This is a genomic window from Occallatibacter riparius (assembly GCF_025264625.1).
GTDB classification, from domain to species: domain Bacteria; phylum Acidobacteriota; class Terriglobia; order Terriglobales; family Acidobacteriaceae; genus Telmatobacter; species Telmatobacter riparius.
In genome coordinates, this window is sequence record NZ_CP093313.1 from 6,195,220 (window position 1) to 6,219,237 (window position 24,018).

The 24,018-nt window shown below is 59.8% G+C and carries 19 protein-coding genes; 14 read left to right on the forward strand and 5 right to left on the reverse strand.

The window, feature by feature from the left end; translation table 11 throughout:
* Positions 1 to 14: 14 nt before the first annotated feature.
* From MOP44_RS25310 to MOP44_RS25335, 6 genes are all read left to right on the forward strand, one after another.
* Positions 15 to 734 carry a SurA N-terminal domain-containing protein gene (locus MOP44_RS25310; RefSeq protein WP_260793323.1) on the forward strand — a complete coding sequence of 240 codons (720 nt, stop codon included), beginning with the start codon at positions 15 to 17 and terminating at the stop codon, positions 732 to 734.
* On the forward strand, positions 731 to 5,038 hold the full coding sequence (locus MOP44_RS25315) for a translocation/assembly module TamB domain-containing protein (RefSeq protein WP_260793325.1): 4,308 nt from the start codon (positions 731 to 733) through the stop codon (positions 5,036 to 5,038). Before MOP44_RS25310 ends, MOP44_RS25315 begins: the two co-directional genes overlap by 4 nt.
* A 128-nt stretch (positions 5,039 to 5,166) precedes the next feature.
* On the forward strand, positions 5,167 to 5,379 hold the full coding sequence (locus MOP44_RS25320; RefSeq protein ID WP_260793326.1) for a hypothetical protein: 213 nt from the start codon (positions 5,167 to 5,169) through the stop codon (positions 5,377 to 5,379).
* A gap of 648 nt (positions 5,380 to 6,027) precedes the next feature.
* Positions 6,028 to 6,825, forward strand: a complete 798-nt coding sequence (locus MOP44_RS25325; protein ID WP_260793328.1) for a BON domain-containing protein — start codon at positions 6,028 to 6,030, stop codon at positions 6,823 to 6,825.
* 135 nt (positions 6,826 to 6,960) lie between these two features.
* Positions 6,961 to 7,311: an STAS domain-containing protein gene (locus MOP44_RS25330; protein ID WP_260793330.1), complete on the forward strand. Its 351-nt coding sequence runs from the start codon at positions 6,961 to 6,963 to the stop codon at positions 7,309 to 7,311.
* A gap of 137 nt (positions 7,312 to 7,448) precedes the next feature.
* A complete protein-coding gene (locus MOP44_RS25335; protein WP_260796704.1) occupies positions 7,449 to 8,315 on the forward strand; it encodes a UbiA-like polyprenyltransferase in 867 nt (288 codons plus the stop codon).
* Positions 8,316 to 8,736: 421 nt separating this feature from the next.
* On the opposite strand, the gene MOP44_RS25340 is transcribed toward MOP44_RS25335, so the two are convergent.
* The 4 genes from MOP44_RS25340 to MOP44_RS25355 all read right to left on the reverse strand — a co-directional run bounded on the left by MOP44_RS25340 (position 8,737) and on the right by MOP44_RS25355 (position 11,095).
* On the reverse strand, positions 8,737 to 9,078 hold the full coding sequence (locus MOP44_RS25340) for a hypothetical protein (protein WP_260793331.1): 342 nt from the start codon (positions 9,076 to 9,078) through the stop codon (positions 8,737 to 8,739).
* 184 nt (positions 9,079 to 9,262) lie between these two features.
* Positions 9,263 to 9,787 (reverse strand): hypothetical protein, encoded by a 525-nt coding sequence (locus MOP44_RS25345; RefSeq protein WP_260793333.1) that lies wholly within the window; start codon positions 9,785 to 9,787, stop codon positions 9,263 to 9,265.
* 64 nt (positions 9,788 to 9,851) lie between these two features.
* Positions 9,852 to 10,367 (reverse strand): hypothetical protein, encoded by a 516-nt coding sequence (locus MOP44_RS25350; protein WP_260793334.1) that lies wholly within the window; start codon positions 10,365 to 10,367, stop codon positions 9,852 to 9,854.
* 218 nt (positions 10,368 to 10,585) lie between these two features.
* Positions 10,586 to 11,095 (reverse strand): DUF2062 domain-containing protein, encoded by a 510-nt coding sequence (locus MOP44_RS25355; protein ID WP_260793335.1) that lies wholly within the window; start codon positions 11,093 to 11,095, stop codon positions 10,586 to 10,588.
* 640 nt (positions 11,096 to 11,735) lie between these two features.
* Between MOP44_RS25355 and pheA the strand changes: the two genes are divergently transcribed.
* Positions 11,736 to 12,554: a prephenate dehydratase gene (gene pheA / locus MOP44_RS25360; RefSeq protein ID WP_260793336.1), complete on the forward strand. Its 819-nt coding sequence runs from the start codon at positions 11,736 to 11,738 to the stop codon at positions 12,552 to 12,554.
* Here pheA and MOP44_RS25365 read toward each other — a convergent pair whose 3' ends face one another.
* Complete coding sequence (locus MOP44_RS25365) at positions 12,555 to 15,584, reverse strand: VWA domain-containing protein (RefSeq protein WP_260793337.1); 3,030 nt, start codon at positions 15,582 to 15,584, stop codon at positions 12,555 to 12,557.
* A 415-nt stretch (positions 15,585 to 15,999) separates the two neighbouring features.
* On the opposite strand from MOP44_RS25365, the gene MOP44_RS25370 reads away from it, so the two are divergent.
* From MOP44_RS25370 to lon, 7 genes are all read left to right on the forward strand, one after another.
* Entirely contained in the window at positions 16,000 to 16,197 is a 198-nt protein-coding gene (locus MOP44_RS25370) for a hypothetical protein (RefSeq protein WP_260793338.1), read from the forward strand.
* 347 nt (positions 16,198 to 16,544) lie between these two features.
* Complete coding sequence (locus MOP44_RS25375) at positions 16,545 to 16,784, forward strand: CPCC family cysteine-rich protein (protein WP_260796705.1); 240 nt, start codon at positions 16,545 to 16,547, stop codon at positions 16,782 to 16,784.
* 190 nt (positions 16,785 to 16,974) lie between these two features.
* On the forward strand, positions 16,975 to 18,393 hold the full coding sequence (gene tig, locus MOP44_RS25380) for a trigger factor (RefSeq protein ID WP_260793339.1): 1,419 nt from the start codon (positions 16,975 to 16,977) through the stop codon (positions 18,391 to 18,393).
* A 41-nt stretch (positions 18,394 to 18,434) separates the two neighbouring features.
* Positions 18,435 to 19,088, forward strand: a complete 654-nt coding sequence (gene clpP, locus MOP44_RS25385; protein ID WP_260793340.1) for an ATP-dependent Clp endopeptidase proteolytic subunit ClpP — start codon at positions 18,435 to 18,437, stop codon at positions 19,086 to 19,088.
* 60 nt (positions 19,089 to 19,148) lie between these two features.
* A complete protein-coding gene (clpX, locus tag MOP44_RS25390) occupies positions 19,149 to 20,420 on the forward strand; it encodes an ATP-dependent Clp protease ATP-binding subunit ClpX (RefSeq protein WP_260793341.1) in 1,272 nt (423 codons plus the stop codon).
* Between the two features lie 28 nt (positions 20,421 to 20,448).
* Entirely contained in the window at positions 20,449 to 21,342 is an 894-nt protein-coding gene (locus tag MOP44_RS25395) for a hypothetical protein (RefSeq protein WP_260793342.1), read from the forward strand.
* Between the two features lie 194 nt (positions 21,343 to 21,536).
* Complete coding sequence (gene lon / locus MOP44_RS25400) at positions 21,537 to 23,948, forward strand: endopeptidase La (RefSeq protein ID WP_260793343.1); 2,412 nt, start codon at positions 21,537 to 21,539, stop codon at positions 23,946 to 23,948.
* The last annotated feature ends 70 nt before the right edge of the window (positions 23,949 to 24,018 follow it).

Genomic DNA, 24,018 nt, shown 5'->3' on the forward strand with positions numbered 1-24,018 from the left:
GGACAATTCGCTTGATGGCAGCGACGATCGCACTGTTGTGCGCGGCGTGCCTGTGCTCGCGTGCCCAGGAGGCAAAGCCAACCCGCGTGCTGCTCGATCGGGTTGTGGCTGTGGTGAATAACAGGGCGATCCTGGCCAGTGATGTCGAGCGCGCAATGAGGCTTTCAGCGCTGGAGCCCCGCACGAACAGCGAGGTTCCTGATGCGAGAAGCACGCTCGACCGCTTGATCAGCCGCTCGCTCATCCAGCAACAAATGGGCCGCGAGGAAGAGGTAGCAGACGCCCCGACGGACGGCGATGTGCAGGCCCGGATTGCGGAAATTCGCAAAGAACTGCCGGCCTGCGTACGGGCCAACTGCGCCACCGATCAAGGATGGAGCGCGTTTCTCGCGGCCAACAGACTGACGGTCGGCGAAGTGGAGAGCTACCTGCGCCTGCGCCTGCAGTTCCTGTCGTTTATTGAGAACCGGTTCCGCTCAGGCATTCATATTGCGCCGGAAGAGATTCAGGCTTATTACACCAATACCCTCGTTCCTCAGTACGCGAAGGACCAGAAGCCGCCCGCGCTGGAAGCCGTGTCGCAGCGAATCGAGGAGATCCTGCTTCAGGAGCAGGTCAACAAGCTGTTCAGCGCGTGGCTTGACAATCTCCGCAAGCAGGGCGATGTGCAGATTCTCGATCCGTCGCTGGAAATGCCAGCCAGGCAGGCGAGCAACAGTGGAGACAACGAATGAGTTCCACTGAGATCGAGCCCTCCGCGCAGCCACGCTCCGGGCGCAGACGCATATGGGTCTTTCGCATCGCGGGCCTGCTCGTAGCTGTCAGCGCTATCGTTGCGGCGCTCGGCTTCTGGGCGAACACGGCGCAGTTTCAGGACATGTTCCGGCGCGCGCTCATTTCAAAGCTGCAGAACGCGACAGGCGGCCGCGTGGAGATCGGTTCCTTCCGCTGTCGGTTAAGCGATCTCGAAGTGGAAGCCAAAAACGTCGTCATTCACGGCGATGAGGCAGCGACAGATGACCCCTATGCTCGCGTAGACCGGCTCCGCGCGAAGATCAGCATCCTCGGCTTCTGGTGGAGTCCGAATATCCTGCTGCGCGATCTCGAGATTGAGCGGCCGCAGCTTCACCTCATCCTGTATCCAGACGGGCTGACAAATCAGCCGCATCCCGCGAAGCCGCCGAAGAAGTCGAATACGCCGGCGATGGAGACGCTGTTCAATCTGCAGGCCGGACATGTGGCCGTTGAAAACGGAATGCTCGATATCGACGATCGCGTCGCAGAGGCGCTCGATACGCAGAATCGTTATCAGCCTCTGGATTTCAGGGCGGACGATCTGGGACTCGTGATGCGCTATATTCCGGCGGCAAATCAGGCGCCGGAGATGTACCGCATCGATGCAAGCGTCAAGGATTTGAATCTCTCGCGCAGCGGTGCCTTGAAGCAGAAGCTTCCGGTGCACGGATACCTGGAGAGTTCGATCGACCTGACCCGCGATGCAGCGACGCTGCGTTTCCTTCGTCTGACGGCTCGTGCGAAGGGCGTGCCCGACCGCACGCTCAACATCTCCGGCGCACTGAACCAATTTTCGCGGCCACGCTGGCAGGCGGTGGTAAAGGGCGAATTGGATCTGCGGCTGCTGGATCTGGTGGTGGGATATCCGTATGCGCCTGAGGGGCTTGCCCACCTGGACCTGACGAGCGGCGGTGACAGCCACGGATTCCGCATCGATGGAACAGTGCGGGCAGACAAAGCCTCCTACGTAGGGACCGGCGTTGTCGCGCACGGCATCGAACTGAACACGCGCGTGCACGCGGACAGCCAGCAGTTGCTGATCACAGGGATCAGCGCGCGCCTTGCACAAGGCGGAGAAATCGACGGCGAAGTACTGCTGCACAACTGGCTTCCCACATCGGTCCAACCGGTGGTGGTGGAAGCCGCGGCGCCGCCTGAGCCCGCCAAGAAGGGCAAACACTTCTTCAAGCGACAGCCGAAGCCCCCTCCACCGGCGCCTGTGAAGCCGCAGGCTCCTCCCCACGCTACGGTGGTCAAATCGCCGCTCTCGGTGATCCCTGTCAACGGCAGAGTGAATACGACCTTCAAGAATGTGTCGGTGGATACGGTGCTGGAGATGGTGAGCGTTCCGCCTTTCCAGCATCTAGGCTTCAACGCGCTACTCAACGGACCTGCGGTGGCAACCTGGGAGCACGGCGATGTGCGCACTCTGAACGTGACCTCCACGTTGTCGCTCACCGGCACTGGACGGTTCTCAACGGCCGAGGCTCCGGCGATGGGTATCATCGATGCCACGTATACCCAAGCCGATGGCGCGGTGAACGTCCGCAATCTTGAAGTGCAATTGCCAGCCAGCCACATCGCGGCACATGGCCGTGTGGGTGCATATCCTTTAACCAGTCCGACGTCTTTGACCGTGGATTTTCACACCTCGAATCTCTCCGAGTTCGACACGCTCTTCCGCGACCTGGGTGTGACAAGAAACGGGAAAGCGGGCACTGCGGCGCTGCCTGTAGGCATCAAGGGGCAGGCGGATTTCCGCGGAACATGGGAAGGCTCGCTGGCCTCGCCGCGCATGAACGGCCAGTTGCAGGCAACGCAGGTTGCGATTGAGCTTCCGTCGGACTCCGGCGAGCCACGGATAGTGAACTGGGACACCATAGAGGCTGAAGGCTCGTACACGGCGGAGCGTATCTCGGTGATGCACGCTCAGCTTCAGCACGGCGAAGAGCAGATCGTGCTGAACGGCACGCTTGCGGCAACACCCCCTGCGATTACTGCCCACAAGAAAGCTGGGCAGCAGATGCCCGCGTTCGACAATCAGTCGATACTGACCTTTCACGCGCGAGCCGGAAAGGTCTCACTGCCCGACCTCCTCGGTGTTGCCGGTATAGATGCTCCGCTCACCGGGACGGTCGACGCGCAGATTGAGGGTGAGGGACCTGTCAACTCGCTGAATGGCTCCGGATCTTTGACACTCAAGGACGGCTCGGCGTACGGCGAGCCGGTAAACAGCGTGTCCTTGCAGGGGTCGGTCAATAACCACGTGCTGACAGTCAAGGAAGCCACTGCAGCAACTCCGTCGGGCAACATCTCGGTGCATGGCACTTATGACATGCGTACGCGGGTCTTCGATGCCCAGACAAGCGCATCGGGGTTGGAGCTAGCGAAGCTCAAACATTTGCGCGACAGCATGCCCAGCATGAGCGGCCGGCTGGGTATGCAGTTCACTGCATCGGGAACCATCGACGATCCTCGCATTGATGGGCACGGCACCGTGAATGGGCTTTCGGTTCGGGGGCAATCGTTTGGCGATGTAGCCTTCAAGGCGCATGCAGCCAATCACGCGATCCTTTACGACGCAAGCACGCAGTTCGAATCTGCCCACGCTTCAGTGCATGGCCAGACGCAATTGCACGATCCGTACGAGACTGAAGGGAACCTGAAACTGGATGATTTTGACCTGGGCACGATCTTCAAGCTGGCCCACGTTCAAAATCCAGCATCGCAGTCGATCGTCAGCGGGACGGCGCAGTTTTCCGGGCCGCTCGCCCGACCGAAAGAGATGCGCGGCGATCTGCGGCTCCCGCAGGCGGCCATCACGGTCTCCGGCATGACATTCAAGAGCGAAGGCGGTGTGCATGCCGCGCTCGACAAAGGGCGCGTGATACTGGACCCGCTGCACATTACAGGCGAAGACACGAACCTCCGCGCGCAAGGCAGCATGAACCTTGAGGGCACGCAGAACCTCGACGTCGCCCTGAACGGTTCTGTGAACATGAAGATTGCGCAGTCTTTTGATCCGGACCTGACCGCCACCGGCAACTCGATCTTCGAAGTTGAAGCGCATGGACCACTGGCGGATCCAGAACTGCGCGGCCGTGTAAAGATCGAAAACGGCGCGTTTGCGCTTGAGGACATTCCCAACGGAATTAGTCAGTTGAACGGGACCTTGGAATTCAACAAGAACCGGCTCGAAATCCGTCAATTGCAGGCGGTGACAGGCGGCGGCAAGGTGGACATAGGAGGATACCTTGCCTACCAGCACGGACTGTTCTCGAATCTGACAGTCACGGCGCAGGGAGTTCGCATCCGGTATCCCGAGGGTGTCAGTTCCATGGTCGACGCCAACCTGCAGGTGCAGGGCACGCAGGCCAACACGCGGGTCTCGGGACGCATTCTTATTACCCGCTTCTCGATCAGCCCCGATCTCGACATCGCGGCACTGGCGGCTCAGGCTAATGCGGTACATCCGGTTGCGTCGCCCAATGCACCTTCAAATCGCATCACGCTCGACCTGCGGATCCAATCGTCTCCTCAACTCAACTTCCAAAATGCCTTTGCAAAACTGGCCGGCGATGTCGACTTGCGCCTGCGAGGCACGCTGGCGTCGCCGTCACTTCTGGGACGAATCTCCGTAACTGAAGGAAACGCGACCATCGCGGGTACACGGTACGAGTTGCAGCGGGGCGATGTCACGTTCACCAATCCCGTTCGCATTCAGCCCAATATCGACATCAGCGCTACGGCTCGCGTGGAAGACTACGATATCAACCTGGGGCTGCATGGCACGCCTGACAAGATGTCAGTGACGTACCGGAGCGATCCTCCGCTGCCGGAGACCGATGTTGTGGCACTTCTCGCCCTGGGCCGCACGCAGAGCACCGGGCTCTACACGCAGCAGCAACAGCAGTCGGCAGGCCTGACCCGATCGAGCGATGTGCTACTGGGCGGCGCACTCAACGCCACGGTCAGCAGTCGCGTGGAAAAACTCTTCGGCGCCGGCTCGGTAAAGGTGGACCCCAGTTATCTCGGAGCGATGGGCAACACCACCACGCGCATCACCGTTGAGGAGCAATTGGGAAAGAACGTAACTCTCACCTATGCGACGAACGTCGACACGACGTCGCAGCAGTTTCTGCAGGCGGAATTCGCGATCAACCGGCACGTTTCGCTGCAGGTGACGCGCGATGAATCCGGCGTCTTCTCAATGGTTGTGAAGGCAGTCCGCCGCTATCGTTGATCCGCAGCACGCCTCCTCAGCCGGCTTGCGTGGTGACTCCGCCCCGCAAAAAAGAGTGGACGCCCATGCCCGCCTCTGGTAGCCTGCCATCATTCATACGGTATATTTTTCAATACTTAAGGGCTGAAATGAGATTCCCAGTCGTGCGCGAGCGTGTGCGCGTGAAAGGCAAAGAGGGCACTTTCCTTGTGCTTTCGGTGGATCGCGTGCGCGGCTTCGCTGATCTCATGCCGACTAACAAAGGTCAGCAGATCGAAAAGGGCGTCCCACTTTCATTGGTGCTGCCGCTGATGGATGAAGGGCCCGGGAAACCGGACTCCAAGACTGAGGCCGGAAACTAAGCTCCGGAGGATTTTGGACGATCCGCCTCAGCCGCACTTGTCGAATTTGGAATCGAGGGCCTCGCTCACGGCAACATTCGCAGAATCTCTGTGAGCATCAGGCTGCGTGCCGCTCCGATGGGCAGTGGAATGGGTCGGTTCCTCCGAGCGCGGCGGATTTGTCTTCACCAGTTGGAGGCCAAGCTCCCTGGCCCTGCGGCGCAGGCGCTCGCGCTCGTAGACTCCGCTTACCGATTCGCTCCGGTTCCGCTGGTACAACATTGCCTTCGTCTCCTGCTGAAGTGGAGGCTTGCTTGCTGACCTATGACGCCAAGGCGTATTGGCGGGATGTTTCCGGGTCTGAGCCCGCCTTAAAGCGAGCCTGAATGCAGTCTACGCCCAAAGTCGGCTGAGGGTCGCAAACGGCGGTTCGGCCGAAACTCGTTGCGGAAAGGAGCAGCGAGGCGGTAACGTGAATTGCGCCGGACCGGCCTTCTACAACGCTTCCGGCAAGTCCCTCATCAGGAATGATTTTCTTCGTTCCTGCACAACCCCGAAACCTGTAGCTGCATTCTGTGTCTATTTAGAACGCCGGAGGTCGAGGTTCAGCCGGCGCGCTGCGGAGATCCAAAGGACGGACTGCAGCGTTCACCCGAAGAGGAGCAAGAAATGTTCAGGACGATGCGTTTTTCCAGATCCGCTGCCATGACGGCCACGCTCGCCGGGGTTCTCACGGTTCTTCCCCTGACGGCATGGAGCGCGCCCATGCAGGACGACTCGAATGCCGCCAGCGAAGTCCAGAAGAAACTGGACAAGAAGCAGTTCAGCAACGTGAAAGCCACAGTGGACGGCAGCGGTGTAGCTACGCTGACCGGCACCGTGGACCTTTACGAGTACAAAGCGGACGCCGAGAGACGCGCCTCGAAGGTGAAGGGCGTCAAAGGCGTGCGCGATGAGATCGAAGTCGCCGGGCCAACGGTACCCGACCAGCAACTCCAGCAGAAACTGGTGGAGAAGCTGCAGTATGACCGCGTCGGATACGAGATGGGCAACACGTTCAACGCCATCTCAGTGAACGTGCAGAACGGCGTGGTAACGCTGGGCGGCCATGCCCGCACCTATCCCGATCGCGATTCGGCGCTGGGGATTGTGAGCACGTTCCCCGGTGTGAAGGGCGTGAACGACGAGATCGAGGTCGATCCTACGTCGATTATGGACGACCAGACTCGCATTGCCGTGGCGCGCGCGGTTTATGGGGATCCGGTGCTGAACAAGTACGCGATCAATCCGGCCAAGCCGATTCGCATCTCGGTGCAGAACGGGCATGTGGCGTTGTACGGAGTGGTCGATAGCAAGGGCGACAAGGATATCGCCGGCATCCGTGCCAACGGCGTAGCCGGTGTATTCAGCGTGCAGAACAATCTGATGGTCGCGGGCGAGCAGCCTTCAGAGAAGTCGCAGAAGTAGAAGCAGGGATGGAGAATGAGGACCGCGCCTTGATCGAGGCTGCGGTCCTGTCCTATCCCTCTGTTCTGCGAGGCTTACGTATCGATTCATCGATTTGTAATGATCGGCATGGGTGCACGTAAATAGACTTTGCCCATGCAAAAAGACGATCCATTGCAGGTGGATGTGCGGGACGGAAGTGCGGCCGGAACCCGTATCTACCAGATCACCGGCCCCATCACGCTCCCCAACCTCTTCACGTTTCAGGATTCGATGCGGCAGGGCGAACCGCCTCAACTGGCGATTCTCGATTTGACCCAGGTGCCGTATATGGATTCGGCCGGCATGGGCTCGATTATCAACTACTTCACGCACTGTCAACGACGTGGCATCAAGCTGGTGATCGCTGGCGTGAGCGCGCGCGTGTCCGAGCTGTTCAAGATGACTGGCGTGGACACGCTCATCCCGATGAAGGATTCCATCGAAGCGGCCGAAGGGCTCGTCTAACCTCTTCCCCGCCCTTCGCTGAGCTTAATTAGGACCCATGCGGAGAAATACCACGAACCACTAACGGTCCCATTGGCGCCGCAGGCGCGGTTAGCCGCACCGCAGGTGCCATTTACACTGGGTTCGTGGGATCAACCATGCCAAATCTGTGGGCCAGAACGCGTATAACCCTGGAAATGATCAAGTGGGAGCACTCGATTTTCGCGCTCCCGTTTGCATTGACGGCGGCGATTTTGGCCGCGCACGGGCTGCCTGCGCTGCGGACGCTGTTGTGGATCCTGGTGGCGATGGTGTCGGCGCGGTCGTGCGCCATGGCCTTCAACCGCTGGGCCGACGCGGACATTGATGCGGCCAATCCGCGGACCCGGACGCGGGCGATTCCGGCTGGATTGCTTTCCCGGCAATTTGTGCTGGGCTTCACGATTGTGACGGCGGCTCTCTTCGTGGCGGCCTCGGCCGCGCTCAATCGGCTGACGCTGATTCTGTCGCCGTTTGTGCTGCTGGTGCTGCTCAGCTACAGCTATATGAAGCGCATCACGCGGTGGTCGCACCTGGTGCTGGGACTGGCGCTGGGGCTCGCGCCTTCGGCCGCGTGGATTGCGGTGCGGGGCTCACTGGATCCGCGGATCATTGTGCTGACCGCCGCGGTGATGCTGTGGGTGGGCGGCTTCGATGTGCTGTATGCGTGCCAGGATTACGAGCATGATTGCGAAGCTGGCTTGCAGAGCCTGCCGCGGTACCTCGGGATTTCCGGCGCGTTCTGGGCTGCACGATTGATGCACGCGGCGATGCTCGGGCTGCTGGTCTGGTTCGGCACGCTGTTCCATTTCCAGATTGCCGGCTGGATTGGGATTGCAGCGGTGGGCGCCCTGCTCGCCTATGAGCACTCCATTGTTTCGCCACGCGACATGCGGCGGCTGAATGCAGCGTTCTTCACCATGAACGGCGTAATCGCGATGGTTTTCCTGGCGTTTGTGGCTGCGGATCTGTGGATGAAGAGCTAGTATTTACCGGTGTTTACTGGTAAGTACAATGACGCGATAGTTGTTGCGACGAGCTCTTTTTCGCCTATGAGATTTAGTATACGCCTAAAATGTTTACATTGCTGAGCTTAGGTTGATCTTAGGCGAAGATTAGGAGAAGTAAAAACAGGGGGAGGGGTAGCTAATTTTCTAGTAACCCCAGTGACTTACTAGTTACTTCCTTGTTTTCCTGCGTTGTGGGCCGGGTTTGCGGCAGTTTTTCGTTGCTCGCCTGCGATTTTTTGAGCCCGGAGCCGGTAGACACACAGATCCCAACGCTTTCACGATAGGGGACGGAGATTTCCTTGTATGTGATGGCGGTCACGGGTGGTGGGAAGGTGCCCACAATTTCCCAGGGCAGAACTTTCGCATCGAGGGTAATTCGTCCAGAACCAACGAATGGCTATTTGAAGAGCGACTGAAGAATCCAAAGACCCAACAAAAGACCGTAGGTCGTCGACATCAGGAAACTCACATCTGAATTGATCTGCGCGGATGCTCTGACAGTCACGTCTTCCGTTGACTGCAGGGTCTTGATTCTTCGCCTCAGGCGCAGTCCGAGCAGAAAAGGACCGGGGAGAATTACGGGATATGTGTAGACAACAAGATCGCGCTGATTGCCCGGCAGGGCGAGTATCCATTTCACTAGAGCAAATTCGCAGACAAATACCGCAAACGCAGCTATCCCGATGCCAATAACATCGTCTCGTCGCTGGCTTGTGGCCGCATCGAGTTTTAGTTTCATTGCCACACCTCTGAACCTGCACAGTATAGTCCGCGTCGAGGCTACGTTGCGGGATCAGAACGAGTTTGTCGGCTAATCGTCACTATGCCCTGCCAGCACCGGATCACTTCCGAGTAAGGCGGTAAATCGGCCACAACGCCGGGTTACACACTGCAGCGATATCACGCCGAAACAGGGGTTGAGACTACTTGCTGTAGTTTTCCCACTGAGTATGAAACGGCGCGACCCATGCAGGCGGCGCTTTCTTGCTATCCGCATTCCATTCCGAAAGCAGCTTTCCTGTGTGTGAGTCATAGAGCGTCGCTTTGCCAAGTCGCCCTCCATGACCCGTTTCCTCCCACGTCGCAATGCGCTGGCCACCGTCCACAAAGTGCCAGGCGCCGATCACCCGGCCGGGAAAGATACTCTTCGCAGGTCTACCGTTCCACGCTACCAGCAGTTCGAAGGGCTCCGGGTAGTTCGCGTCGCTAAGATCCGTCCGCCCGACCAGCCAGGCCGCCACCGAATGATCGGATGCAATCCTGAGGTCCTCAGTGTCCGTCTGCTCCTCGCCGGGGCTTTGCACCAACTCCGGCCGACCCGTCCAACGCAGATAGACGCGATTGTCCGGACCGATCCGCGCTGATTCCACGCGCAGCCGGTGATCCTGCCCGGGACTGCCATGCGCCGACAGCGCAACGACCGCCACAAACAAAATTGCTTTGCGCATAGTGGCCATCCTAAAGCAAGCACACCATGGCTAAAAGAACACTTTGTGCGAGACATCACCCGATTCAATGGTCAGAGGTCGGGCCGCCGTTCTCATCCAAGAGTTTCTTCCTTATAACGGGGTAATCCATTCCGCGGTCTTGCCGAAGCTTCCGCTCGTTCTCATCCAGAAGCTTTCGCTTCAAGGCAGGGTCGTCGACCACAAAGAAATACGGCCAATTGCGCCCATGTTCATTCTTTTGCATTTTGAGTCCGATAATCTCAGGCACCCCATCCACGACATCAATGAAGTAACGTCCTGACAAACTGAAGGAATTTCCGCGAACCTCTTGCAGCTTCTCATCATTGCTAAATAGAACCACCTTTAATTCGACACCGTGACGGGTTGGCTCCATGGCTTCTTCTACGACCTGAACATCTGCGCGTGTGAAGCCAGACGGGAGGGTGATCCATATTGGCAATCTCGAGTCGCTCGACAGTTCCCAAGTTGATTGAATACATCCGCCGATTGCGAAACAACAAACACACGTTGCGGCGATGAGCAGGTACTTCCTGGTGTCTGAAAAGATTGCGGCTTTCATGCTGGAGAGCCTACTTCGATTTCCGATGCTTTGTGAGTAAGGAATGTGACACTTCCAGGACTGTCCCTGCACGCGCCGATCCGTTCTGAGCGGTTTGTCGCCGAAGGAGAAGTTTCAACGAACGGCAACCGCCGCGATAGATGGCGCGTCGTGTCAACCGGGAATGACGAAAATGTCGCCACGGCGGGCACGGGGTGAGCGGATCTTGACGCGTGTTTTCAGTGGACTGCTGGTCGTGAGCGCACCAGCGTCCTGTGTCTTCGCAGTAGCACAATGAGTGCGCGGCGCAGATACACGGCCAGCAGCGGCATTGCAATTGCAGCCACCAATCCCCAAACGAGCAGCGCATGCCACTCCCATTGCCAGATGTCGTGAAGCAGCCGCAATGGATGATGGCTCAGGTGCTCAAGCTGGCTGCGATTCATTGGCAGCTTGCGGGTGTGAAACAGATGCACACCGAGATCGATGAACGGGAGGAACAGCAGCAGGTGCACGGGCGCCACCACATGCGCGCCCACCAGGGATGCGAACTTGCTTAGGCCAAAGGCCCACGCCAGAAGCACCACCAAGAGGGTGGTTAGCCCTACAGACGGGTTGATGCCGACCACCATACCCACTGCCAGGCTCCAAGCCATCCGTCGCGGCCTAACACCGCCCCTCAAGGCACGGAGCAGTGGCCGCAGCACCTGGCAACGAAACCACTCTCGAATGGATTGCGGCACCAGCACACAGGGTTTGACGCCAACCAGGACGTATGCGGTCGCCGCCCGCCCTGACGGTTTTTCAGGGCAGGTCTTTCGTGGAGCTTCCCATGAACGGGGAGGCTGGTTCGCGCCGCCCCTACGGGGCTCCGGAGATTTATTGGGATCGCTTACCCAGGACTTCGTCCTGGGCTAACTTCTTACCGTCCCGGAGGGACTGTGAGGTGGCACTGCGGGGAGATGTGGCATTTAGGAGATTAGCGTTCATTTCCTCAGCGGACTCTCGACACGGAGTGGGGAGGCTCAGCAGCATCCCTCGGGGGCTAAAGCCCCAATTCAGTTGAGGGGGAGCGCATGCGGGCTGCCTAAAGGCAGCCCCTGATACGAGACCTGCTCCGAATGGCCTTTTCGGCAAGCTGTGAGGTCGTGCCCCTTCAAATAGAGTCCGGAATCGGCCATCAGATTACCAAGGCAGTCCCTGATACAATACCTGTTCCGAATAGCCTTTTTGCACGCCGTGAAGTCGTGTCCCTTCATCTGAGCTCCACATTCGGCGACCAGGCAATTGAGACCGCAATCGGCTATCGACCACCTGATCACTTGACCACATGAGCGATCGAGCGCTGGCGGCGGAACTACTTCCCTCCTCACCTTGTACCCTGTAATCATGAAGATCGCCATTCAGGGAGAACCCGGCTCGTTCAGTCACGAAGCTGCGCTGAAGCTCGTGCCGGGCGCGACCATCGTTCCCACTTCCCTTTCCGCGGACGTGTTTGCGGCAGTTTCAGACGGCAGCGTGGATGCGGCGGTGATCCCGATCGAGAACAGCCTGGCGGGGTCGGTGCTGGAGCACTTCGACCTTCTGCTGAATCACGATGTGCAGGTGGAGCGCGAGACGCTGCTGCGGATTCGCCACAACCTGATCGGCATGCCGGGAACCACGGTGGAGGACATCGGACGCGTCTTCTCGCACCCGGTGGCGCTGGCCCAGTGCCGCCGCTTCCTGGCTGAGCATCCTGACATGGAGTCGTTTGCCTATTACGACACGGCGGGCAGCGTGAAGCAGTTGATGGAGCTGCGGGACCGGCATGCGGGCGGCATTGCCAGCGCCGCCGCTGCGAAGTACTACGGCGCGCAGATTCTGGCCGCCGATATTGAGGACAATCCCGAGAACTACACGCGGTTCTTTCAGATCCGCCGCACGAGCGAGGCAACGGCCGATCCGGAGGCGAACAAGATCAGCATCGCGTTCAGTGTGGAGAACCGGCCCGGGTCGCTGGTGGCCGCGCTCTCGGAGCTGTCGAGGCTGGGCACCAATCTGACCAAGATCGAGTCGCGGCCGGTGCACGGCAAGCCGTGGGAGTACATCTTCTATGTGGACTGCCAGTTGCGGGAGCGCGCGGAGGCCGACCGCGCGGTGGCAGTGCTCAAGCCGCATTGCGCGATGGTGAAGTCGCTCGGGTGCTATGGCGAAGCGCGGCAGTAGCTACTTCTGATCTGGCTTCGGATCAAGCGGCGTGTAGTTAACCATGCGCATGGTGGAACCGAAGCGGCGGTAGTTGCGGAACTCCATTGTGTTGAGCACTGCACTGTGCCTGCCTTGGATGAGGCGCATCTCCGCGCTCACGGGAACGAGGTAGTCGCGATCGCTGATGGCGACATAGTCGTAGTCGACGTCGATGCGCGTGGCATGGGTGGGGAAGTTTTTCGGCAGCTCGTCGGCAATGAGGCTCACGCGGCGGACGCTGCGGGTGGCGCTGTCGATGTAAACCTGGCCATGGAAGCCGGGCTTGGTCTCGCGGCCGTTCGATGCCGTTACGGTGAAGTTGGAGTGGGCGGGCGAGACGTTGTAATCGAAGACCTGAACGGTGCCGGTGCCAAGCGCCTCGGTGGATTTCCACTTGAACTCGGCCTGCGCGGGCTGCGAGAAGATGGCCTGCAGAACGCCGCCGAACTCGCCGGCTGAGAGCGATCCGCGCATGGCCTGACGGTCTACGGTGCTGCGCTTTCCGTTCAGTTCGATGGTGGTGCGGGTTTCCTGCTTGTCGCGATACTTGAGGACCTCGACGAGGCTGTCATGCAGCTTCCATCGGCCGCTGGCGCCGGGGTCGTCGGAGCGGTTGGTGACTTCGACGCACATGAAGTTCGGCAGGGAGTCGCGGTAGCTCAGGGCTCGTTCGCGCGCATCCTCAATCAACTGCTTTGCTGCTTCTGGTGCGAGCGGGGCTGTGGGATTGTCGAGGGGCGTGATGGCCAGTTGACCTGCGCCGCCTGAAACGATGCCAGCGGAGGGATCGAGGGAGGCCACGGTAGCCTGCACCGAGCCTGCTTCGGTTTCGGGCTGATTGCCGAGGCCGTTCTGGCCGACGTGGAATTGGACCTGCTTCTCGGTGAGGTTGTCGCCCTGCTTGAGATAAGCGATGACCTTGTAGTCGCCGGGAGCGAGCGCGTTCTGCCCGAAGCTGGCCATGTAAGGCAGAGCCGCGCCAGCGAGCCCGGAGCGCAGAGGGAGCGGGATTCGGCGGCCGGCTTTGCCGTTGTGGATGACCTGCATTTCAAGCGTTGGATCTCCCTTCGCGGCAGCTTCAGGATGGAGCACCAGGAAGAGGCTCAGGCCTTTGGCACCGGGCGCGAGTTCGCCGGAGATGTTCGGCGTGATCCTGCTGCTCTCGTAGCGCAGCGGTTCCACCGAGTCCTGATCGTCGCTGGCGATTTGATCGGTCTTCTTTACGAGGACGATGTCGCTGATGCCGGCCTTCTCCGGGCCGGGAATTTCAAAGGGGATGCGCTGCACTCCGACCTTGCCGTTCATGCGATCGACGACCGCGACCTCAAGCATGTAGGGGCCGGGTGCGGAGATGAAGTGACGGTCGAGCGTGATCGCCGCGGTGCCATCGCGGTCGACAGACTCGAGAGCGCCGCGGCTGGTGATGTCGTCGCCCACGCGCTCGACTTCGACGCCGTGGCTGTCGCGCACCCGCGCCTCAAGGCAGATGTGCGCGGAATAGAGGTGGTCCTGCTCGTTGCGCTGGAAATCCAGGGTCTTTACAGGCACCGCGATGGCGAGGGTGCTGGTGTTGCCCTCGGTCATCTCGCCAAAGCGCAAGACCGTGGCGTGGAAGGGTACATCTGCAGGCGACTCGTTTGTGTCCAGCAGTTTCAGCATCGGGCGTTCGAACGGGCGAAGTCCCTGCTCTTCACCAGGTGCGACGGCGAAATATCCGGCTTTCGATTGCACGCGCAGATCTTTGCGCACGGGGCTGATGCTGATGGTGCGATAGCTTCCGTCGGAGTCGTGTTTGGGTGGTGTGTAGGTGGCTTCGTAGTAGGTCGTGAGCTCTTCGCTGAGCTGAAGGAGGCCCTTCTTGAACCCATTCTGCGGGTCGAGGTAGAGGCCGCCGGAGATTTCCGAGAGCGCGATCATCGGATTCTTCTTGTAGGCGAACATGGCGTAGTCGCCGGACTGGCGCTGGAAGTCGGTCATGACCATGATGTCGTGCTTGCTCTTCCAGACGTATCCGGAGGTCGAAGGATCGCCGTGGATGGGTTCGCCATACTCCTGCTGCAGGCGTTGGACATACTCGCAGCCTCCCGATCCGCAGCCGATCTTATCCTTTCCAGGGACGAAACGCGGCATCGCATTGCCTTCTGCGTTGGACATTTCGTAGGAGTGGGCGTCGTTCATGGCGTCGAGATCCACGATGTAGATGGTTACGCCGGCGCGGGTGGCGGCGGCCGCGACCTTGGTGATCATCTGCTGGGCGGAGGAGTCCATCTGCCGGTTGCGGGTGAAGTAGATGAGGGCCTTCCGCTCCGGTGCGCGCTCCTGCGACTCGACCAGCGCCTGCAGTCCGGCGAGGGATCGGTAGGTGTGCTGTTCCTGGGTGATTTTCTGCGCGTTCTGCAGGGCGGAGAGGAGCATCTGGGCGCGCTGCTTCTCGATTGTGCCGGCGTTGCGGCCCGAGGCATCGACGCCGGTGCGCGCTACGGCAATCAGGTTCTTTTCGGCGGCCCCGGCGAATGCCGAGCGCTTGCTATCGGCGGTGTCTCGCGTGATGTTTACATCGAGGCTGAGGGTTGTGGTGAGAGTGATGGGATGGCTATCGGTCTCCACCGCGATTGCGCTGTCTACGAGTTTTCTGTCGGTCGTGAAGGGCTGGAGGAGACGCAGCCTTCCGCCGAGATCGAGGACGGCAAATTCGTATTCCTTCTCGGGGAAGAGCTTGAGGATCTTCTGCGCGTCAACGCGGGCTTCTCGGGCCACTGCTCCGGAGAATGGATCGAAGACCAGCGTGACCAGGTGGCCTCGGGCTGAGTTCCCGCGAACCAGGTGGAGTTCAGTCAGTTTTACGGGCGTGCCGTTATCGGCGATGGCGAGGTCTTCCGGCTTGAGGTCGAGGATGGGCTTGCGCTTTTTGTTGTGGACGGTGAGGTCGATGGAGACTTCGTCTACCTGTTTGCGGAATTCGGGCTCCTGGGACGTGGAGGCCGATTGCCCCGGGGATGGCGCGGGCAATTGCGCGCCCTGGGCCCGGTGAACGGGGAGCGCAGAAGCGAGGAAGAGGCAGATCAGGAGTGAAGGGAGAACGGACTGATGGCAGGCTTGGAACCTGATTGCGTGAATCCTGGTGCGTGCAGCCGAAGCGGACATGCGCGGGCCCCCGGACTGAGATAGGTTGTCAGAGTTGGTACTGGTGCGTAACCATGCCGATGGGCGTGGTTGGACGGTGTTCCCCTTCTGCTCTGAAGGGGCGGTCATCATGAATGGTTGCCTGTGAACAAGTACACCTCTGCAAGAAATTGGGAAAGAGAGGGCGAGTCGGACGGCGAAGCCACCTATCGGGCGCTGACTTCATCCATCCCGGCAGAGGTTCGCGGCCGGGAGAAGTGTGCCCGGGGCGGCGGCCCAATCCAGCAGAGCCGAGGTACGCGTGGCGATCGGACGCACCATCTGGAATTTCTTCTTCGGATGCCATCATCGGCAACTGAGCCGGGCATTCACCAGCCAGGGCGAGACCTATAAGGTGTGCCTGAAATGCGGCGCGCGACTGGCTTACTCGTGGGAAACGATGTCTGTGGTTCCGGAGAAGAAGCAAACCCGCAAGGTGGCGAACGGCCCCTCGCGTTGAGGGCTTGCGGGGTGAGCGAATCGATAATCTTGAGTTTTTCCCGATGCAGCCGGACCGCTGCGGCGCACATAAGCTTATACCTGTGAGCTACTTACAGTGAAATGAGACCTCCAGCCCCTTCGAAAATGGCGGGCGTTTGCCGTAGGGGGTTGCGCAGCAACGTCAGTAAATAGTGCCTCTTCGCTCAGACAGCGGCATCTATTTAGCAGGCAGCGGAACTCGTTGGCGGGTGGTCGGTTCAGTGAGTCGGCCTGTTGCAGAGCGGGTGACCAGCCGATGAGGAAGACATGTTTGGTTTGCCGCTTCGTCATCCAAGAACACCGGAATCCGTCCATCCTGGCATGGGAATGCTCTATCGCTGCCCGTGCTGCGGGTGCCGGACGCTGGCCGCGCCGGAGAGCTTGCAACTGTGTCCGGTTTGCTGGTGGGAGGACGATGGCCAGGAGGACGCGGACGCCGCGGAGGTTCGGTTGACGGTGAACGGAGCGCTCAGCCTGAACGACGCGCGGACTCATTACCGGGAATGTGGCGCGGCGCACCCCCGATTCCTACCTTATGTAAGAAAACCGCTGGCATCGGAACAGTAAATAACTTCGGTACTTCATCTACTACTTTTGTGCGGGCTGGGGAGTTTGACCCTGTCCGCGCTTCCCTCTTACCATGAACTGATAGTGTTTCCCCACGGGAGCGGAGGCCACGGGCCCGCACACCGGTCCCGTCTGGTTTCGCAAGGTCCTTTTTTGACGCGGCGCCTGAGAGCGCCTGGAAGGCAGACAGTTGAGTTCCGCAGACACCCTCGAGAACAATCAGAATCCGGCCAATGTTGAGACCGGCCACGAAGGTCACGATCACACTCACGATCATGACCACGATCACGAACACCACCACGATCACGAACACGATCACGCAGGCCACAACCACGGCCCGGTGCTGAATCCGGAATGCACGCGCGAGCTGGTGCTCGATGTTCCGGCCGAGGAAGTGTCGAAGGCGTACCGCAACGTGACGAAGAATTATCAGCGCTACGCGCGGATTCCCGGCTTCCGTCCCGGCAAGGTTCCTGAGGCCGTGATCAAGCGGAAGTATGCCGCTGAGATTCGCAAGGACGTAGTTGAAGGCCTGCTGCCGGAGCGCTTCAACCAGGGCGTTCGCGAACTGGGAGTTACGCCGGTGGGCCAGCCGCAGGTGACGGAGCTGAACGTGGAAGACGGCCAGCCGATGCACGTGAAGGCTGTGTTCGAGTACGTTCCGGACTTCTCGATTGAAGGCTACAAGGACGTGACGGTTCCGAAGCCTTCCGCAGAAGTGACCGAAGAAGAGTTCAGGCAGGAGATGGAGCAACTCCGCGAGAGCCGCGCCACGGTTGAGCCGGTGGAAGAAGACCGCGCGTTGACCGACGGCGACTGGGCGCAGATTGCCTACACCGGCAAGATCGAAGGCGACGAGGAAGCTGCTCCGATCAACACTGACGAAGCGCTGGTGGAGATCGGTGGCAAGGACACGGTTGCGGCGTTCACGTCGGCGCTGCGCGGCGCGAAGGTCGGCCAGGAGCTGCATGTTTCGGCGAGCTACCCCGCGGAGTACCCGCAGGCGCAACTGGCGGGCAAGACCGTCGATTACGACATCACGGTGAAGGCGATCAAGAAGCGTACTATTCCGGAGCTGAACGATGACTTCGCGAAGGAACTGGGCGGCAACTACGAGAACCTTTCGGAGCTGGAAAACCGCGTCCGCGAGCACCTGCAGAATCGCAAGACTCGCAGCGTCGAAGGCGAGACGAAGGACAAGCTGTTCCAGGCCATGATTGAGCGCTTCCCGTTCGCTGTTCCGGAGTCGCTGGTGCAGGAACAGATTGACGCGCGGCTCGATCGCGGGTTGCGGGCGCTGGCTGCGCAGGGAATGACCCCGGACGCAATGCGCAAGCTGGATTTCGGACGCCTGCGTGAGGCTCAGCGCGACAGCGCAGCGGCCGAGGTGAAGGCGAGCCTGCTGCTGGCAAAGATCGCGCAGGCGGAGAACGTCGAGGTATCGGACGAGGATGTGGACCGGGAGATTCAGATAGCCGCCATCCAGAGCCGCGAGCCGTTGGAGACCCTGCGGGCTCGTTTGACTCAGGAGGGCGGTCTGGCTAGAATCCGTGAACAACTGAAACGAGAAAAAACCGCTCAATTGTTATACGAACGTCTTCCGGCCTGACAGCAGGCCGGAGGTATCCCCTTGCCGCAGAAAGTGGAGCGGTGAAAGCCAGGAACCTAGGGCGCAAGCGGGCCCGCAAAGAACGCGAAAGAGCGAGTAAAAGCATGGCATTGGTTCCCATGGTGGTTGAGCAGACGAGCCGGGGCGAGCGCGCCTACGACATTTACAGCCGTCTGCTGCGCGACAACATTATCTTTCTCGGCACACCGATAGACGACCAGGTGGCCAATCTCGTGGTAGCGCAGATGCTGTTCCTTTCCGGCGAAGACCCGGAGAAGGACGTGCAGCTTTACATCAACTCTCCGGGCGGTTCCATTACCGCAGGCCTGGCCATCTATGACACGATGCAGTTCATCAAGAACAACGTGGTTACTTACTGCATTGGACAGGCGGCCAGTATGGGCGCATTCTTACTTCTGGCGGGGACCAAGGGTAAGCGGTTTGCACTTCCCAATTCCCGCATCCTGATCCACCAGCCGTCGATGGGCGGACTGAGCGGACAGGCAACGGACATTGATATTCATGCGCGTGAGATTCTGCGAATTCGCGAAATTACCAACAACCTCATGGCGAAGCACACGGGGCAGCCGCTGGAGCGCATCGAGCGGGACGTGGAACGCGACTTCATCATGAACGCACAGCAGTCGAAAGAGTACGGCATCATCGACGAAATTATCGACCGTCCCCGCACGTAGGGACACGCCCCTCGGGGCGCAATCCATATTGGAAGCAAGTGTCCACAGGAGTGGTACAACATGAAAACGCGCACGGGACCCGAAGAAGCACTGCGCTGCTCGTTCTGTCACAAATCGCAGGACGCTGTGGCGAAGTTGATCTCGTCGCCCAGCGACTATCCCCGGGCTTACATCTGCGACGAGTGCGTTGCGGTGTGCAACTCGATTCTCGAAGACGATCGAGGCGAGTCGCACCCGGCCACTACTGCGGGCCACCTTCCCAAGCCGCAGGAGGTCAAGAGCTTCCTGGATGACTACGTGATCGGCCAGGACCAGACGAAGAAGAAGCTGGCCGTCGCCGTTTACAACCACTACAAGCGCATCCAGATGAACCGGATGCGCAACAACGAAGTGGAACTGGCCAAGAGCAACATTCTGCTGGTGGGACCGACCGGCTCAGGCAAGACGCTGCTGGCGCATACACTGGCGAAGATGCTGGATGTGCCGTTCGCGATTGTCGATGCGACGACGCTGACCGAGGCCGGTTACGTGGGCGAGGACGTCGAGAACATTATCCTGAAGCTGCTGCAGGCAGCCGACGGCGACGTGGCGCGCGCGCAGCAGGGCATCATTTACATCGACGAAATCGACAAGATCGGCCGCAAGGACGAGAACCCGTCGATTACGCGCGATGTGAGCGGCGAAGGCGTGCAGCAGGCTCTGCTGAAGATTCTGGAAGGCACGGTTGCCAATGTTCCGCCGCAGGGCGGGCGCAAGCATCCGCACCAGGAGTTCACAGCCGTCGACACAACGAACATCCTCTTCATCTGCGGCGGCGCGTTTGTAGGACTGGAGCGCGTAGTGGGCCGGCGCATCGGCAAGAAGGCGCTGGGCTTCCGCAGCGGCGAAGCCGAGGCGGATCAGGCAACCACCCGCAGCCATCGCGATACGGAACTGCTGCGCAAGACCGAGCCGCAGGACCTGATCAAGTACGGACTGATTCCGGAGTTCGTGGGGCGCCTGCCGGTTATGGGCATCCTCGACGAGTTGGACGAGGCCGCGCTGGTGGAGATTCTCACCAAGCCGCGCAATGCAATCCTGAAGCAGTATCAGCGTCTTTTCGAATACGAGAATGTGCGGCTGCACTTCTCGCAGGACGCTGTTGCTGCCGTGGCGCGCGAAGCGCTCGCACGCAAGGTCGGTGCACGCGGACTGCGCATGATTCTGGAAGAGCTGATGCTCGACCTGATGTATCACCTGCCCAACAACAAGAAGGTACGCGACCTGGAGATCAGCAGGGATATGGTGGAGCGGCGCGATCTGTCGCTGTGCCTGCTGGAGAAGGCGGGATAGCGGGTTCACAAAAGAGGAGTCCTCTGTCGTGAAAGATGCGAGAGGTGGTTTCCGATTCAGTTATGCAAAATGGGCGCTCTATGCGCCCATTTTGTTTTTGGTGGCCGGTGTTGGGAATGCAGCGGGTCAGTGTTCGCAGGCTGGGGGGCCGGGTGTGGCGGCTACGGATCAGGCGGCGAATGCGGCGAGGGTTTCGCCTGCTCCTGCTGCGGACGAATCCTCTTCGTCTGATACACCGGGCGGGGTGCGCTTCGTTACCGGCAGTGCGGTCACAGTGCTGGAAGATACGCCGCTGCAGGTGCGGAATGACATGGCCATCAGTTCGCGTAACACGAAAGCGGGCGATAGGCTATCTTTCACGGTGACGCGCGATGTTGTGGTCGGCGGAATCCTGGTGATTCCCTGCGGCGCCATCGTCACCGGAACCATGGTGGAGGCGAAGCAGGCGGGCCGGCTTGTGGGCGCTTCCAACCTGACGTTGCAATTGACTGCGCTCAACCTGGATGGCAAGAGCTATCCGCTGTACGCGCCTCCGTTCAAAGTAGTCGGTGCGAGCAAGACACGGCCGACCGTATATAAGACGGCCGCCGGTGCTGCGGTGGGAGCGCTGGTAGGAGATGCGTCGATGCCGCGCGTGACAGTGACAGATATGGACGCGGGAAAACGGGTGAGCTACACGCTGGGACCGGCAGATCAGGCAAAGGCAGACGCCGTCTACGCTGGTGTGGGAGCGGGTGTGGGCCTGGCAGTTGCAGCGAGCTCGCCGCCGTCGATTGCGGTGATTCCTGCGGAATCGCAATTCGAGTTCACGCTGGCTTTGCCGATTGCGGTCTATCCTGTGGATCAGCGTACGGCGGTGAGGCTGGCGGAGGGGATGCATCATGGGCCGCCGGCTCTGTATGTGCGCGGCGAGATTCAGTGAATGACTAAATCCCTGCAAATGGAACCGCCCTTTCATCTCAGCAGATGAAAGGGCTTGTTGTTTGTGCCACAATGACAGGTGCTTGGGGACGCCGATCACTTCCCTCTCCGGATTGATGTTCCACTGTACAATCCCCCTAGGGCCGTAGTTCGCGCATCCCTGGCAGTTCTCGCGCGTCGAATGGTTAGGTGTCTATGAATTCTTCCCGTGACAAAAACGAGCCGCGCAAGTTGCCCATGATGCCCATTCGGGACATGGTGATCTTCCCTTACATGATGACGCCCTTCGTCGTGGGCCGCGAGTCGAGCGTACGCGCGCTCGAAGAAGCGCTGAACGGCGACCGCAAGATTTTTCTCGCGACGCAACATGACGCCTCGATGGATGAACCGAAGGCGAAAGAGATTTACCAGGTCGGGTCAATCTGCAACATCGTGCAGAGCGTGAAGATGCCCGACGGCAACATCAAGGTGCTGGTTGAAGGCGTGGAGCGCGCGAAGTCGATTGATGTGACGGACCGCGATGGATTCTTTGTTGCAACGGTGCGCGTGGGCAAATCGAATTTCGAGATGACGCCGGCTGTTGAACAGCTCATGCAGCGCGTCACTTCCCTCTTTGAGCAGTATGTGAAGCTGCAGCAGTCGCTGAACTACGAGACCATCATCGCCAGCGTGCGTATGGATGAAGCGGCGCGCCTGTCTGACGTGATCGCGGCGAATCTGCAGCTCGGCATCGAGGAGAAGCAGGAACTGCTGAGCATCTTCGATCCGGCGGCGCGGCTGGCGCGCATTGCCGATGTGCTCGACATTGAAATTGAAAAGCTTGATCTCGACCGCAACATCCAGTCGCGCGTGAAGCGGCAGATGGAGCGCGCGCAGAAAGAGTACTACCTCAACGAGAAGATCAAGGCTATCCAGAAGGAACTGGGCCGCGGCGAAAAGAGCGAGTTCGACGAACTGCGCAAGAAGATTGAAGCCGCCGGCATGCCGAAGGACGTTCTGGAAAAGGCGATTACCGAGCTGAAGAAGCTCGAAGCCATGCCGCCGATGTCGGCCGAGTCGACTGTCAGCCGCAATTACATTGACTGGCTGCTCGCTGTTCCGTGGAAGAAAAAGTCCAAGGAGACGCGGTCGATCGACTACGCCGAGAAGGTGCTGAACGAAGATCACTACGGTTTGGAGAAGATCAAGGAACGCATTCTCGAGTTTCTCGCAGTGCGTCAGTTGGTGAAAAATCCTAGAGGCTCGATCCTCTGCTTTGTTGGACCGCCGGGCGTGGGCAAGACTTCGCTCGGTATGTCGATTGCGAAGTCGACGGGACGCAAGTTCGTGCGACTTTCGCTGGGTGGTGTGCGGGATGAGGCAGAGATTCGCGGACATCGGCGCACGTATATCGGCGCGCTGCCTGGGCAGATCATTCAGCATATGAAGAAGGCGGGAACGAAGAATCCTGTCTTCCTGCTGGATGAAGTGGACAAGATGGCTTCGGACTTCCGCGGCGATCCGGCATCGGCGTTGCTTGAGGTGCTCGATCCGGAGCAGAACACGTCATTCCAGGATCACTATCTCGACGTGGATTACGACCTCTCGCAGGTGCTGTTTGTCGCGACTGCGAATGTGCTGCATACGATTCCCGCGGCGTTGCAGGACCGCATGGAGATTCTGCGGCTGCAGGGTTACACCGAGAACGAGAAGCTGGAAATCGCGCGGCAATACCTGGTGAAGAAACAGCGCGAGCAGACGGGGTTGAGCGAGAAAAACATCGTGTTCAAGGACGATGCCATTCTTGAGATCATCCGCAATTACACGCGCGAAGCCGGCGTACGCAACCTGGAGCGCGAGCTGGGCAACCTGTGCCGCAAGGTGGCGCGCAAGGTTGTGAAGAACGGGCCGAAGCACAAGGAAGAAATTTCCGCGGCGAATGTTGCGGAGTTCCTCGGAGTACCGCGCTATCGCGAAAGCGAAGTGCATGAGAAGAGCGAAGTGGGCCTGGTAACCGGGCTGGCCTGGACGGAAGTGGGTGGTTCGATTCTGACCACGGAAGTGCAGGTGCTCGACGGCAAGGGCAAGCTCACCATCACTGGCCAGCTCGGCGATGTGATGCAGGAGTCGGCGCAGGCCGCGCTCAGCTACATTCGCGGCAAGGCGCAGGCGCTGGGACTTTCGCGTGAGTTCTATCGCAACGTCGATATCCACTTGCATGTGCCGGAGGGCGCGATCCCGAAGGACGGGCCGTCGGCCGGCATCACAATGGCGACGGCGCTGGCGAGCGCGCTAGCGAAGATCCCGGTGCGGCGCGATATTGCAATGACGGGCGAGATCACGCTGCGCGGCAAGGTGCTGCCCATCGGCGGATTGAAGGAGAAGCTGCTCGCGGCACTGCGCGCGGGCATCTTCGAGGCGATTCTGCCGCGTGCCAACGAGAAGGACTTGCAGGAGCTGCCGGACAATATCAAGAACCACATGAAGCTGCACTTTGTGGATCAGATGGATGAGGTGCTGGCGCTGGCATTGGAAAGCCCACTGCCTTCGCCGGTTCCGCCGGAGACGAATGTGCTCACGGCTGTACCGCCCGCAGAAGTGGGATCGGGACAGGTCGCACGGCAGTAGATTGAGGTCAAACCAGAAGCGGCGCCTTCCGTTGATTCGGAGGGCGCCGCTTTTGTTGCTCGTCTGGGTA

Coding starts and splice junctions, on each gene's coding strand:
- pheA (WP_260793336.1), top strand. CDS start 11,736: ATGAAGATCGCCATTCAGGGAGAACCCGGCTCGTTCAGTCACGAAGCT.
- MOP44_RS25330 (WP_260793330.1), top strand. CDS start 6,961: ATGCAAAAAGACGATCCATTGCAGGTGGATGTGCGGGACGGAAGTGCG.
- MOP44_RS25315 (WP_260793325.1), top strand. CDS start 731: ATGAGTTCCACTGAGATCGAGCCCTCCGCGCAGCCACGCTCCGGGCGC.
- MOP44_RS25340 (WP_260793331.1), bottom strand. CDS start 9,078: ATGAAACTAAAACTCGATGCGGCCACAAGCCAGCGACGAGACGATGTT.
- MOP44_RS25310 (WP_260793323.1), top strand. CDS start 15: ATGGCAGCGACGATCGCACTGTTGTGCGCGGCGTGCCTGTGCTCGCGT.
- lon (WP_260793343.1), top strand. CDS start 21,537: ATGAATTCTTCCCGTGACAAAAACGAGCCGCGCAAGTTGCCCATGATG.
- MOP44_RS25350 (WP_260793334.1), bottom strand. CDS start 10,367: ATGAAAGCCGCAATCTTTTCAGACACCAGGAAGTACCTGCTCATCGCC.
- MOP44_RS25345 (WP_260793333.1), bottom strand. CDS start 9,787: ATGCGCAAAGCAATTTTGTTTGTGGCGGTCGTTGCGCTGTCGGCGCAT.
- clpX (WP_260793341.1), top strand. CDS start 19,149: ATGAAAACGCGCACGGGACCCGAAGAAGCACTGCGCTGCTCGTTCTGT.
- MOP44_RS25375 (WP_260796705.1), top strand. CDS start 16,545: ATGCTCTATCGCTGCCCGTGCTGCGGGTGCCGGACGCTGGCCGCGCCG.
- MOP44_RS25320 (WP_260793326.1), top strand. CDS start 5,167: ATGAGATTCCCAGTCGTGCGCGAGCGTGTGCGCGTGAAAGGCAAAGAG.
- MOP44_RS25335 (WP_260796704.1), top strand. CDS start 7,449: ATGCCAAATCTGTGGGCCAGAACGCGTATAACCCTGGAAATGATCAAG.
- MOP44_RS25325 (WP_260793328.1), top strand. CDS start 6,028: ATGTTCAGGACGATGCGTTTTTCCAGATCCGCTGCCATGACGGCCACG.